13 protein-coding genes and 1 pseudogene are annotated in these 13,272 nt (G+C 63.2%); 4 read left to right on the top strand and 10 right to left on the bottom strand.

From position 1 onward, the window contains the following. Positions 1 to 17 precede the first annotated feature (17 nt). The 4 genes from EL191_RS02075 to aguA all read left to right on the top strand — a co-directional run bounded on the left by EL191_RS02075 (position 18) and on the right by aguA (position 4,154). Positions 18 to 1,076, top strand: coding sequence for an extracellular solute-binding protein (locus EL191_RS02075; RefSeq protein WP_041976131.1), 1,059 nt, complete (start codon positions 18 to 20; stop codon positions 1,074 to 1,076). A 72-nt stretch (positions 1,077 to 1,148) separates the two neighbouring features. Continuing rightward, a complete protein-coding gene (locus tag EL191_RS02070; protein WP_017363831.1) occupies positions 1,149 to 1,790 on the top strand; it encodes a TetR/AcrR family transcriptional regulator in 642 nt (213 codons plus the stop codon). A gap of 314 nt (positions 1,791 to 2,104) precedes the next feature. Continuing rightward, a complete protein-coding gene (gene aguB, locus EL191_RS02065) occupies positions 2,105 to 2,986 on the top strand; it encodes an N-carbamoylputrescine amidase (RefSeq protein ID WP_041976130.1) in 882 nt (293 codons plus the stop codon). A 70-nt stretch (positions 2,987 to 3,056) separates the two neighbouring features. Beyond that, positions 3,057 to 4,154 (top strand): agmatine deiminase, encoded by a 1,098-nt coding sequence (aguA, locus tag EL191_RS02060; RefSeq protein WP_017363833.1) that lies wholly within the window; start codon positions 3,057 to 3,059, stop codon positions 4,152 to 4,154. Positions 4,155 to 4,214: 60 nt separating this feature from the next. Here aguA and EL191_RS02055 read toward each other — a convergent pair whose 3' ends face one another. From EL191_RS02055 to EL191_RS02010, 10 genes and pseudogenes are all read right to left on the bottom strand, one after another. Beyond that, a complete protein-coding gene (locus EL191_RS02055) occupies positions 4,215 to 5,204 on the bottom strand; it encodes a cytochrome-c peroxidase (RefSeq protein ID WP_013713546.1) in 990 nt (329 codons plus the stop codon). A 193-nt stretch (positions 5,205 to 5,397) separates the two neighbouring features. After that, entirely contained in the window at positions 5,398 to 5,817 is a 420-nt protein-coding gene (locus tag EL191_RS02050; RefSeq protein WP_013713545.1) for a DUF6691 family protein, read from the bottom strand. 2 nt (positions 5,818 to 5,819) lie between these two features. After that, positions 5,820 to 6,254: a YeeE/YedE family protein gene (locus EL191_RS02045; RefSeq protein WP_017363835.1), complete on the bottom strand. Its 435-nt coding sequence runs from the start codon at positions 6,252 to 6,254 to the stop codon at positions 5,820 to 5,822. Positions 6,255 to 6,357: 103 nt separating this feature from the next. After that, positions 6,358 to 6,564 (bottom strand): annotated as a pseudogene (locus EL191_RS02040) (ArsR/SmtB family transcription factor); the annotation flags it as partial. A gap of 316 nt (positions 6,565 to 6,880) precedes the next feature. Then, the gene (gene gcvH, locus EL191_RS02035) at positions 6,881 to 7,270 is read right to left on the bottom strand and encodes a glycine cleavage system protein GcvH (protein ID WP_026042245.1); all 390 of its coding nucleotides are present in this window, start codon (positions 7,268 to 7,270) and stop codon (positions 6,881 to 6,883) included. 95 nt (positions 7,271 to 7,365) lie between these two features. After that, the gene (gcvT, locus tag EL191_RS02030; protein ID WP_041976129.1) at positions 7,366 to 8,448 is read right to left on the bottom strand and encodes a glycine cleavage system aminomethyltransferase GcvT; all 1,083 of its coding nucleotides are present in this window, start codon (positions 8,446 to 8,448) and stop codon (positions 7,366 to 7,368) included. Positions 8,449 to 8,715: 267 nt separating this feature from the next. Beyond that, positions 8,716 to 10,332, bottom strand: a complete 1,617-nt coding sequence (locus EL191_RS02025; protein ID WP_041976128.1) for an ABC transporter permease — start codon at positions 10,330 to 10,332, stop codon at positions 8,716 to 8,718. 200 nt (positions 10,333 to 10,532) lie between these two features. After that, positions 10,533 to 11,534, bottom strand: a complete 1,002-nt coding sequence (locus EL191_RS02020; RefSeq protein ID WP_041976126.1) for an extracellular solute-binding protein — start codon at positions 11,532 to 11,534, stop codon at positions 10,533 to 10,535. A gap of 97 nt (positions 11,535 to 11,631) precedes the next feature. After that, positions 11,632 to 11,943 (bottom strand): YceK/YidQ family lipoprotein, encoded by a 312-nt coding sequence (locus tag EL191_RS02015; RefSeq protein WP_013713538.1) that lies wholly within the window; start codon positions 11,941 to 11,943, stop codon positions 11,632 to 11,634. Positions 11,944 to 11,982: 39 nt separating this feature from the next. Further along, positions 11,983 to 13,200 (bottom strand): 2-octaprenyl-3-methyl-6-methoxy-1,4-benzoquinol hydroxylase, encoded by a 1,218-nt coding sequence (locus EL191_RS02010; protein WP_041976124.1) that lies wholly within the window; start codon positions 13,198 to 13,200, stop codon positions 11,983 to 11,985. Positions 13,201 to 13,272: the final 72 nt, after the last annotated feature.

Genomic DNA, 13,272 nt, shown 5'->3' with positions numbered 1-13,272 from the left:
CCATCAGGGAGCTACTCATGCAACGCGCCATTGCCGCCGTCCTGCTTGGCCTCATCTCTGGCCTGACGCAGGCCGCCGACAGCATTCGTGTCTACAACTGGAACGACTACATCGCACCACAGGTGCTGGAGAACTTCACCCGCGATACCGGTATCGCGGTCGACTACCACACCTTCGCCAGCGCTGAAGAACTGGCAGCCGCGCTGCAAAGCGGCCAGCCCATCGACATCGCCGTGCCCTCGCACAACGAGCTGCCGGCGCTGATCGCCAGTGGCCGCATTCGCCCACTGGACTTCAACCTGCTGCCCAACCGCGCGCACCTGGACAAGCAGCTGCTGAGCAAGCTGGCTGCGGTCGACCCACAGAACCAGCACGCCATTCCCTACCTGTGGGGCGCGGTCGGCCTGGCGATCAACACGTCGCAGGCCGAGGCTGCCTATGGTGGGCCGCTGCCCCACAGCTGGAGCCTGCTGTTCGATGCCGAGCAGAGCAAACGCCTGGCCAGCTGCGGCATCAGCGTGCTGGATGCGCCGGATGAAACCCTGTCACTGCTGCTCAACTATCAGGGTCGCAGCCTCGCGCGCAGCGCGCCGAGCCGCGTCGAACGAGCCGGCAGCGTGCTCGCGGCACTGCGCCCGAATCTGCGCTACGTCGACAGCGAACGCTATATCGCAGACCTCAACAACGGTCGCCTGTGCCTGGCCATGGCCTGGGTCGGTGACGCGCTCGCCGCCGCCCAGGCCGGCCAGCCGGTAAGTTTCGTGGTGCCCGATGAAGGCTCGGTGCTGTTCATCGACAACCTGGTGATCCCGGCCACTGCCAGTCGCCCGGATCTCGCTCACCGCTTCATCGACTACCTGATGCAGCCTCAGGTCATTGCCCAGGTTACCGCTGAAACGCTCTACCCCAACGGTAATGCCGATTCGATGTCGTTCATCGATAAAGCCCTGCTGGAACAGCCCGGCCTTTATCCGGACCAGGACACCAAGCGCCGCCTGTATCCGCTGGAAGTGCTTTCGGAGAAGCATGCCCAGGTTCGCAGCGATGTCTGGCAGCGGTTCCGCGACGGTAGCTGATGACGGCGGCGAGGCTTGCCTCGCCGCCGCCGACTGACGTCCAATAGCGCCTCGCCCACCGAGGAGCTCACCATGTCGCGCCCCGCCAGCCCCCGCAAGCCGCGCGCCAGCAGCCAGGCCCGTATCGCCGTGATCCTGACGGCAGCGCGCGAGCTGCTGGCCGAGCAGGGCATGGCCAACCTGTCGATCTACTCGGTGGCCGAGCGTGCCGGCATTCCGCCTTCTTCGGTGTATCACTTCTTCGCCAGCGTGCCGGCTCTGCTCGAAGGGCTGACAGCCGACGTACACGCAGCCTTTCGCGCCAGCCTGCAGGAGCCGGTCGAGCACGCCGCCCTGCGCAGCTGGCATGACCTTTCGCGCCTGATCGAGCAACGCATGCTGGCCATCTACGAAGCGGATGCCGCCGCACGCCAATTGATCCTGGCCCAGCATGGCCTGGCAGAAGTCACCCAGGCCGATCACCAGCACGACCTGGAGCTGGGCCGGCTGATGCATGCGCTGTTCGACCGCCACTTCCCCCTGCCGCAATTGCCGACGGATATCGACGTCTTCAACCTGGCGATGTCACTGGGCGATCGTGTTTACGCCCGCTCCGTGCAATTGCACGGGGAGATCACTCCGCGCCTGGCCGAAGAAGGCATGCGTGTATTCGACGCCTACCTGGGTCTGTACCTGCCTGCTGCCCTGCCGAAAAGAGCCGAACCGCTAGGTTAATCGGTATATCCCACGCCTGCCTCCATGCCCTGTGGGAGCGGACTTGTCCGTAAAGGAGGCGACGCGATACCTGTCTTGATTCGCGGACGAGTCCGCTCCCACACACGTCCACTCCCGCCAAGCCTGTCCAAACAGCTCTCGATCAATCTCGATAGAAATCCGCTATTTTTCAAAAAATCGACTCAACGCATCTTCTAAAATCGATATTTATCGGATATAAATCGAACATCCAGCCTTGATCGATATTCAACCAAGGCACTCCGAAAGGGCCCCGGGAAGCCGGATTGGCCTGCGAACGAGCCAAGAGGTGCTTCATGTCCCGTATCGTTACCGTTGCCGCGACCCAGATGGCCTGCTCCTGGGATACCCCCGCCAACATCGCCAACGCCGAAAGGCTGGTACGCCAGGCGGCGGCCCAGGGGGCGCAGATCATTCTGATCCAGGAGCTGTTCGAGGCCCCCTACTTCTGCCAGAAGCCGAATGTCGATTACACCCAGCTGGCCACTACGGTCGAGGAAAACCCGGCCATCGCGCACTTTCAGAAAGTGGCCGCAGAGCTGAAGGTGGTACTGCCGATCAGCTTTTTCGAGCGTGCCGGCCGTGCTCGCTTCAACAGCATCGCCATCCTTGATGCCGACGGCACAAACCTCGGGATTTATCGGAAAAGTCATATTCCCGACGGCCCCGGCTATCACGAGAAGTACTACTTCAATCCGGGCGATACCGGCTTCAAGGTCTGGGATACCGCCTATGCACGTATTGGCGTGGGCATTTGCTGGGACCAGTGGTTCCCGGAGTGCGCACGCAGCATGGCGCTGATGGGTGCGGAAATCCTCCTCTACCCCACCGCCATCGGCAGTGAGCCACACGACGTCAGCATCAGCTCGCGCGAACACTGGCAACGCGTGCAGCAGGGCCATGCCGGCGCCAACCTGATGCCGCTGGTGGCAAGCAACCGTATTAGCCGCGAGGAACAGGACGGCTACGACATCACCTTCTATGGCAGCTCGTTCATCGCCGACCAGTACGGTGCCAAGGTCAAGGAGCTGAACCAGACCGAAGAAGGCATCATCGTGCACAGCTTCGACCTGGATGCATTGGAGAAGACGCGCACCGCCTGGGGTGTGTTCCGCGACCGCCGGCCGAACCTATACTGGCCTCTTTCCACGCTCGACGGCGAAAACCGCTGCGAGTGAACGTAGCCCGGATGCCATCCGGGGCTTTTTCTCACGATTCCCCGGATTGCATCCGGGCTACAGGTGAAACATGACCACGCTGACCACCACTCCACGCGCCGATGGCTTTCGCATGCCGGCGGAATGGGAAACCCACAGCAAGACCTGGATGGTCTGGCCCGAACGCCCGGACAACTGGCGTAACGGCGGTAAGCCGGCGCAGGCAGCCTTCACTGCCGTGGCCAAGGCCATCGTCCAGTTCGAGCCGGTGACCATCTGTGTCTCCGCTGCGCAGTACGAAAACGCCCGCGCACGCCTGGACGACGACGCCATCCGCCTGGTGGAAATCACCACCGATGATGCCTGGGTGCGCGATACCGGGCCGACCTTCGTGACCAATGCCAATGGCGAAGTACGCGGCGTGGACTGGACCTTCAATGCCTGGGGCGGCTTCGATGGCGGCCTTTACTGGCCGTGGCTGCGTGACGACCAGGTGGCGCGCAAGGTTCTGGAGATTGAAGGCTGCAAGCGCTACCGCACGGAAGGTTTCGTCCTCGAAGGCGGCTCGATCCATGTTGACGGCGAAGGCACCCTGATCACCACCGAGGAGTGCCTGCTGAACAAGAACCGCAACCCGCACCTGTCGCGTGAAGAGATCGAGAATGTGCTGCGCGATCACCTCTCCATCGATACGGTGATCTGGCTGCCGGACGGTCTGTATAACGACGAGACCGATGGCCACGTCGATAACTTCTGCTGCTACGTGCGCCCCGGCGAAGTGCTGCTGGCCTGGACCGACGATGCGAATGATCCCAACTATCCGCGCTGCCAGGCCGCCATGCGCGTGCTGGAAAACGCGCGCGATGCCAAGGGCCGTCAGCTGACCGTACACAAGATGCCGATTCCCGGCCCGATTCATGCTACTGCCGAAGAGTGCGCGGGCGTCGACATCGTCGATGGCAGCCAGGAGCGCAGCCCGGAGGTACGCCTGGCCGGCTCCTACGTCAACTTCCTGATCGTCAACGGTGGCATCGTCGCGCCGAGCTTCGATGACCCGAAGGACGAAGAGGCGCGCGCCATTCTTGAGCGTATTTTCCCCGAGCATCGCGTGGTGATGGTGCCAGGCCGCGAAATTCTGCTTGGGGGTGGCAATATCCACTGCATCACCCAGCAGCAGCCAAAGGGCTGACCCCTCCCTGCACGAAACGCAAACGCCCGGCACATGCCGGACGTTTGCGTTACAGCCAACTCACTCGAATGGCTGCGGCCGCGGTGTGTCATTGTTAGACGGCGGCAGGATCGGCAGGGCGAAACTCGGCTGCTCGCCAGTCAGGGTCTTCAGAAAGGCAGTGATCTTGCCGATCTCATCGGTGCTCAGCTGCCGCCCGAGCTGCAGACGCGCCATGATGTCCACCGACTCTTCCAACTTCCAGTAGGCGCCATCATGGAAGTAGGGATAGGTCAGCTCGACGTTGCGCAGAGTCGGCACCTTGAACTTGAAGCGGTCCGCATCCTTGCCGGTCAGACCCGCCACGCCCTCGGCCGGGTTGCTGGTTTCATAGGGTTCGACCAAGCCCATCTTCTGGAACGAGTTGCCACCCAGCGCCGGGCCGTTGTGGCAGGCGACGCAGCCGATGGACTTGAACAGCTGGTAACCCTCCAGTTCAGTCTGGGTGATGGCCTGCTGGTCGCCCTTGAGCCACAGATCGAAGCGCGAGTTGGGCGTGACCAGGGTCTTTTCGAACTCGGCGATTGCATCGGTCACCTCATCGAGGGTGATTTCGTCGGTCTGGTACACGGCCTTGAACGACTCACGGTACTGCGGGATCGAACGCAGCACGTCGATAGCCAGAACGTGAGTGAACGCCATCTCCATCGGATTGGCGATAGGTCCAGCGGCCTGTTCCTTGAGATCAGCAGCACGACCATCCCAGAACTGCGCGAGATTGAGGCTGGAATTGAGCACGGTCGGTGAATTGATCGGTCCTTGCTGCCAGTTATGGCCGATGGAGCTGGGCAGGTTGTCGCTGCCGCCCATCGACAGGTTGTGGCAGGAGTTGCAGGAGATGAACCCCGAGCGCGACAGGCGCGGGTCAAAGAACAGCTGCTTGCCCAGTTCCACCTTGGCCGGATCGGTGATCTCGGCCGGTGCGATCGGCGCGACAGGTTCGTTGGCCGGTAGATTGGCCCAGGCGCTGGCGCCCAGGCACAATCCGGCCAGCAGAGTCAGAGTGCGCATGTGTGTATCTCCTCAGGTATTGGCTGTTCTGGTTATGGCCTGACCATGCCCAGCGCAAACCCGGCTCAGCTTGATCTGCATCAAGCGGCACATGCATCTCTTCTCAGTCGATTTGTTTCATTTCATTTGCGGACAGCGATGTGCAAGCGGCGACCGAGCGTTCCTCACATCGGTAGCATCGAGGCGATTCATATCAAGCTCTGCGCCTCCCCTCCAGCGCGGCAAAGATCAGCATGCCTGCCAGCATCGCGGCAACGAACAGCAGCGGCTGCCAGTGCCCGGACAGCAGGACGGCCAAGGCCGGCCCCGGGCAGATGCCGGCAATCCCCCAGCCAACACCAAACAGCAGACTGCCAAGCACCAGCCGGGCATCCAGATCGCGCCGGGTCGGCATCTGCATGGTGCCACCGAGCAGGCTCCTGGCACGCCGCTGGGCCAGGTTCAGCGGTAGCGCGGCAGCGCCAATGGCACCGGCCATAACCAGCGCCAGCGACGGGTCCCAGTCGCCGGCCAGATCGAGAAACGCCAGCACCTTGGCTGGGTCAGCCATGCCGGCCAGCAGCACACCGAGACCGAACAGCAATCCGCAGACGAAGGCAGTGAGCTTGGCCATGTTCAGCTCTCCAGCAGGTGACGCAGGACGAACACCGTGGCGAACCCAGTGGCCATGAAGCACAAGGTGGCCACCAGCGAACGCGGCGACAGGCGGGAAATGCCACAAACACCATGGCCGCTGGTGCAACCCGAGCCATAGCGAGTACCGATGCCGACCAGCAAACCGGCCACGATCAGGCCGAGGCTGCCGGTTTCGAAATGAATCATCGGCAAGGCAGCGAACATCACCCAAAGCCCTGGCGCCAGTAGCAGGCCAAGCAGAAAGGCGGCCTTCTCGCCCCGCCCTTCGGCCTGACGCTGCAGCAGGCTTCCGAGCAGGCCACTGATACCTGCTACCCGGCCATTGACCAAAGCAAACACGGACGCTGCCAGGCCGATCAGCGCACCACCAGCCAAAGCGCTCCAGGGTGTGAAGCTGGTCCAGTCGATGTTCATCGCCCCCCTCGCAGAACAGCCGGTAGAGCGTCTCGATCACCGCCAGCGCCGCCGGGCTGCTGATGCGATAGAAGATCTGCTTACCGTCGCGACGGGTTTCCACCAGCCCCTCGCGACGCAGCACCGCGAGCTGTTGCGACAACGTAGGCTGCTGAATGCCGAGTAGCATCTCCAGATCGCTGACGTTGCGCTCGCCCTGCGACAGCTGGCAGAGCAGCAGCAGACGATCCGGGTTGGCCAGTGCCTTGAGCAGTTGCCCAGCAGCATCGGCATTGGCGCGCAATTGCTGGATATCGATGGATTCGGCCACGGGACACCTTCACTTAATACAATATGTATTTTTATATATTGTATTTCAGATAAGTGTTAGCCCAACCGACCAGCGGTTAAAGAGGGAATTGAACGGGCCTTGCCAGAGCACGCCTACCTGCATCAACCGATACATGCACAGTACAAATCGTGGGAGGGGCTTTAGCCGCGACAAGAGCTCGCCGCTGAAGCGCCTCCCACACGGGATATCGTCGGTTACATACGGCTACCACTGACGCCCTACATGCGAATTCATTAGCAGAACCCAGAAACGCAGAAACCCGCCTTGGCGGGTTTCCGGGTCGAAGCCAGATGAATCAGGCGTCGGCGTCAGCAGCAGCCTCATAGGCCGCGGCGTCCAGCAGCTTGTCCAGCTCGCTGGCATCGCTTGGCTTGAGCTTGAAGAACCAGCTGCCGTACGGGTCGCTGTTGACGCTTTCCGGGCTGTCTGCCAGTGCTTCGTTGATCGCGATCACTTCGCCGCCCACTGGCGCGTAGATGTCGGAGGCCGCCTTGACCGACTCCACCACACCCGCCTCCTGGCCAGCGTTCAGTTGCTTGCCGACTTCCGGCAGTTCGATGAATACCACGTCGCCGAGGGCTTCCTGGGCGTGGTCGGAAATGCCCACGGTCACGCTACCGTCAGCTTCCAGACGAGCCCACTCGTGGCTGGAGGCATAACGCAGATCGGCGGGGATATTGCTCATGTTCGATTCCTCGTAGGCGATGACGGCAGGTGGGCCGTCAGGACAATTTAGCAGGCCGCGGCAGGAGGGAAAGGCCTGCGCCGCGGCCTGATCATTCAAATTAGCGTTTTGCCGTGACGGACGAAGCTCGGCCTGACCACACGCACCGGGTACCACTTGCCACGGATTTCCACCTCGGCACGGTCCCCGGTCGCGGCCGGAACCCGTGCCAGCGCGATGGATTTGTTCAGCGTTGGCGAGAAACTACCACTGGTGATCTCACCCTCGCCAATGCCCTCGACACGCACGACCTGGTGCGCGCGCAGCACACCGCGCTCTTCCAGCACCAGGCCAACCAGCTTGCTCGGACAACCTGTGGCGCGCTGCGCCTCCAGCGCCGAGCGACCGATGAAATCTCGCGCAACGGGCTCCCAGGCGATGGTCCAGGCCATGTTGGCAGCCAGCGGGCTGACCTGCTCGTCTATGTCCTGGCCGTAGAGGTTCATGCCCGCTTCCAGGCGCAGGGTGTCGCGGGCGCCCAGGCCGATGGGCGAAATACCGGCGCCGACCAGATCGTTGAGGAAGGACACCACCTCGGTCACCGGCAGCACGATTTCCAGACCATCCTCACCGGTATAACCGGTTCGGGCGATGAACCAGTCACCCTCTGGCAGCCCCTGGAACGGCTTGAGTTCATGGATCAGCGCCGCACGTGCCTGCGTCAGCAGCTCTGAGACACGCGCCCGGGCTTTCGGCCCCTGAATGGCGAGCATGGCCAGATCGCGACGCTCGTGCAGCTGCACATCGAAGTCACCCGCTTGCGCATGCATCCATGCCAGGTCCTTGTCACGGGTACCGGCGTTGAGCACCAGGCGGTAGCCGCCTTCGGTGAGGTAGACGATCAGGTCATCGATCACGCCGCCCTGCTCATTGAGCATGGCGCTGTACAGCGCCTTGCCGGGGTTCTCCAGGCGGGCCACGTCATTGGCCAGCAGACGCTGCAGGTAGGCTTGCGCCTGACTGCCGCTCAGGTCCACCACACACATGTGCGAGACGTCGAACACGCCGCAGTCGCGGCGCACCTGATGATGCTCCTCGACTTGCGAACCGTAGTGCAGCGGCATGTCCCAGCCGCCGAAGTCCACCATCTTGGCCCCCAGCGCCAGGTGCAGGTCATAGAGGGGGGTGCGCTGTCCCATGGGTAAATCTCCTTCCGGGCTTGGCGAAGCGATTCAGACCCCCGAGAAGCTAGCTGCGTTGCCATTGCTGCGTTACAGCCAGGCTCAAAATGCTCATGTGCAAAAGCACACTCCGCTTTTTCGCCTGGCTGCGCCTTGCACTGGCCGCCTCGCCTACGCTTCTCGACACGTCTGCCGGATGGGCCGGCTCGCGAATGGCGCGCATTGTAGCCGCAAGGTCGGCGGGGGTCATCTGACCAAAGGTCGCCCCCGTGGCAAGGACTCGCCTCAACCGAAGCTGCGGGCCGAACGCCTTATCAGCAAAATCACCGGCAGCAGGCCGACCAGCACCAGGGTCAGCGCCGGCAGCGCGGCGCGCGCCCATTCGCCTTCGCTGGTCATTTCGAATACTCGTACCGACAGCGTGTCCCAGCCGAACGGACGCATCAGCAGGGTCGCCGGCATTTCCTTGAGCACGTCGACGAACACCAGCAGCGCGGCGGACAGGGTGCCCGGCAACAGCAGCGGCAGGTAGACCTTGAAGAACAGCCCGACGCCGCCGACGCCGAGACTGCGCGACGCCTCTGGAAGCGACGGACGGATCCGCGCCAAGCTGGTTTCCAGCGGCCCGAAGGCCACTGCCATGAAGCGGATCAGGTAGGCCACCAGCAACGCCGTCAGGCTCCCCATCAGCAGCGGTTTGCCCGCACCGCCCAACGCCGTGGACAGCGGAATCACCAGCTCGCGATCGAGAAAGCTGAACGCCAGCATGATCGCCACCGCCAGCACCGAACCTGGCAGGGCATAGCCCAGGTTGCCCAGCGCGACGCCAAGACGCACACCGCGCGTCGGCGCCTGTCGGCGGGCGAAGGCCAGCAGCATGGCCACGCTGACCGTAATCAGCGCCGCCATACCGCCCAGATAAAGGGTGTGCAGGATGAGCCCGGCGTAGCGTTCATCGAGGTCGAAGCGACCGCGCTGCCAGAACCAGGCCAGCAACTGCAGCAACGGAATGACGAAGGCGCAGGCGAACACCAGACCACACCAGGCGCTGGCGGCGAAGGCCTTCCAGCCGCGCAGGTGGTACAGCGCCTTGCCGCGCGGCCGCTCGTTGGCCGGCCGCGCGGCGCCACGAGCGCGACGCTCGCCATAGAGCACCAGGGCCACAGCCAGCAGCAGCAGGCTCGCCAGCTGGGTTGCACTGGTCAGACTGTAGAAGCTGTACCAGGTCTTGTAGATCGCCGTGGTGAAGGTATCGAAGTTGAACACCGATACCGCGCCGAAGTCGGCCAGTGTTTCCATGATCGCCAGTGCCAGGCCGGCACCGATGGCCGGGCGTGCCATCGGCAACGCCACACGCCAGAAGGCTTGCCAGGGGCTCTGCCCGAGCACCCGCGCCGCCTCCATCAACCCCTTGCCCTGAGCCAGAAATGCGCCACGAGCGAGCAGGTAGACGTAGGGGTAGAACACCAGCACCAGGACGATGATCACACCGCCAGTGGAGCGCACTCGCGGTAGGCGCAGGCCACTGCCAAACCACTCGCGCAGCAGCGTCTGTACGGGACCTGCGAAATCCAGCAGACCGACGAAAACGAAGGCCAGCACGTAGGCGGGAATGGCGAAGGGCAACATCAGCGCCCAGTCCAGCCAGCGCCGGCCGGGGAACTCGCAGAGACTGGTGAGCCAGGCCAGGCTGACGCCCAGCAGCGTCACACCGACGCCAACGCCAAGCACCAGAGTCGCCGTGTTGCCGATCAGCCGCGCCATCTGTGTCTGCCACAGATGCGTCCAGATCTGCTGATCGACCTCATGCCAGCTCAGCAGCAAGACCGACAGCGGCATCAGCACCAGAGCGGCGACGGCAAGGACGATGGGGTACCAGCGACGCTGGACGGGATGCGGCACGCGGATTCCTCGACTACGGAAAAGACAACGCCCCGGCTAGGCGGGGCGTCGCAGTATAACGGCAGCGCTGTGCTCGTCGATGATCGTTCCCACGTTCCTTGTGGGAATGCAGCTCTCGACGCTCCAGCGTCAGAAACCAACAGGCGTGACGCGGAGCGTCACTGGCGACGTACCCACGCGGAGCGTGGGCACGATCCCCTTTACTGCCAGCCGGCGCGATCCATCAGCATGGTCGCCTCGGCCTGGCGCTTGCCGGCCACTTCGGTGGCGATGGAATCGGCCTTGAAGGTACCCCAGGCAGCCACCTCTTCAGACGGTGCGACCGCCGGGTTGGCCGGGAACTCCTGGTTGACGCCGGCGAAGATGCTCTGCGCTTCCGGGGTGGTCATCCACTCCAGCAGTTTCTTGGCTTCTTCGGCGTGCGGGGCGTGCTTGGTGACGCCGGCGCCGGCCAGGTTGACGTGTACGCCACGGTCGTTCTGGTTCGGCCAGAACGGCTTGACCTTCAGGTCCGGCTGCTGCTTGTGCAGGCGGCCATAGTAATAGGTGTTGGTGATGCCCACATCGCACTGGCCCGCATCGATGGCCTGCAGCAGCGCGGTGTCATCCGGGAACACGTCGGTGGCCAGGTTGTTGACCCAGCCTTTGACGATCTCCTCGGTCTTCTCGGCGCCGTGGGTTTCGATCAGGGTGGCGGTCAGCGACTGGTTGTAAACCTTCTTGCTGGTACGCAGGCACAGGCGGCCTTCCCAGTTCTTGTCGGCCAGCGCTTCGTAGGTGGACAGCTCTTCGGGCTTGACGCGCTCGGTGGAGTAGAAAATGGTCCGCGCACGCAGCGACAGGCCGGTCCAGCTGTAGGTGCTGGAGCGATACTGGGCAGGGATGTTGGCATCGATCACGTCGGACTTGGTCGGCTGCAGCACGCCTTCCTGCTCGGCCTGCCAGAGGTTGCCGGCATCGACGGTGATCAGCATGTCGGCTGGGGTGTTTGCGCCTTCGGCCTTGAGGCGCGCGATCAGCGGAGCTTCCTTGTCGGTGATGAACTTGACCTTCACGCCGGTCTTGGCGGTGTAGGCATCGAACACCGGCTTGATCAGCTCATCGATTCGCGAGGAATAGACCACTACTTCATCGGCGGCCTGGACGGCAGTCGCCAGGGTGCTGAGGGTGAATGCAGCGAGCAGAGCGTTACGAGCCTTCATTGAACCAGCCTCATTGAGTTGAAATCTAAAGTGGCTGAATAGTAGTGAATGCTATTTGCCTTCTCAATGTAAAAGCTGAAGCGAAGGACGCCAGTTATTACAAGGTATTTTCGGGCTCACGGGCCGCCATCAGATCCGCCGGCAACAGCAGTGTGTCGATCACTGCATCGACTGGCAGCGACACCACCACCATAAGCGGACAGACGATGCTAATCAGGCAGATGACCGCCCCGGCATTGCCGCTACCGCTGGGGCCAGGGCGCAATCCCAACAGGTGAAGATCGCCATTGACGCTCTTATAGGTCTCCACTGGCATCGGCTCTGCGGCGCCGCCGCGGCCGGCCATGGTGCCGCAGCCCGCAGAAAATGAAATTGCCGCCACAAGCAGGTATTGCACTAGGTGCTTCATTGCACACTCCTCATTCATCCATGACAGGTAAAGCGGTGGTCAGGCCTTCGCCAGCTTCGGCAGGTCGCCAGACAGCCCAAGCGCCTGGCGCACGAACAGTGCCTTGGCTTCGGCCTGGCCATCCACCAGATCGAGCCCGACGTTGCGCAGCAGACGCAACGGCAGCGGATCAGCCTGGAACAAGCGCTGAAAGCCTTCCATCGCGGCCATCATCGCCAGATTGTGCGGCATGCGCCGACGCTCGAAGCGGCTCAGCACACGCTCCTCGCTCAAACTCTCGCCGCGCTCGGCGGCGTGCAGCAACACCTCGGCGAGCACCGCGGCATCGAGGAAGCCCAGATTGACACCCTGCCCCGCGAGCGGGTGGATGGTGTGCGCGGCATCGCCGATCAACGCCAACCCCGGTTCGACATAACGCTTGGCATGACGCTGGCGAAGTGGGATGCACAGCCTGCGGTCGGCATGCAGCACCTTACCGAGGCGCTGCTCGAAGGCCTTACCCAGTTCGGCACAGAAGCCCTCATCGTCCAGCGCCATCAGACGCTCGGCCTCGACAGGGATGGTGGACCATACGATCGAGCACCAGTGCTCACCAGCCGGCCCTGCAAGTGGCAGGAAAGCCAGCGGACCGTCATCGGTGAAGCGCTGCCAGGCGGTGGCCTGGTGCGAGCGCTCGCAGCGGACGCTGGTGACGATGGCGTGATGCAGATAATCCCACTCTCGGGTGGCACAACCGGCCAGACGCCGCACTGCGGAATTGGCCCCATCGGCCGCTACCAGCAACGGTGTGCGCAGTTGACGGCCATCGGTGAGAGTCAGCAGCCAGTCGTCACCGCTACGGCGCAACTGCTCCAGGCGTGCGCCCGGTAGCAGGCCGATCTGGCTGTCGTGCAGGCGTTCGAGCAGGGCGTCCTGCACCACACGGTTCTCGACGATATGGCCCAGCGTATCGGCATGTACGCTGGCGGCCGCGAAGTGGATGCTGCCGGTACCGGTACCGTCCCACACGCGCATTTCGCCATAGGGGCAGGCGCGCCGCGCTGCGATGCCTTGCCAGGCGCCCAGGCGCTCGAGGATGCGCTGGCTAGCCATCGACAAGGCACTGACACGCGGCTCGAATGGCGCCTGCGCATCGAACGGCGATACGCTGAGCGGGCTGCCGTCGACGATCAGGATATCCAGGCCGCTGCGCTCCAGCGCCAGGGCCAGCGTGCTGCCGACCATTCCGGCGCCGACGATGATCAGATCCGCGCGCATATCACTCCTTAATCCGTAGGGTGTCGCGGGGCCGCCCAGGCTGTGCGCAACATGGCTTCCGATTGGCGCGCT

It is taken from the genome of Pseudomonas mendocina (genome assembly GCF_900636545.1).
Taxonomy (GTDB): Bacteria; Pseudomonadota; Gammaproteobacteria; order Pseudomonadales; family Pseudomonadaceae; genus Aquipseudomonas; species Aquipseudomonas mendocina.
Note: the sequence above shows the minus strand (reverse complement) of the source record. Positions and strands in the feature narration are given on the sequence as shown.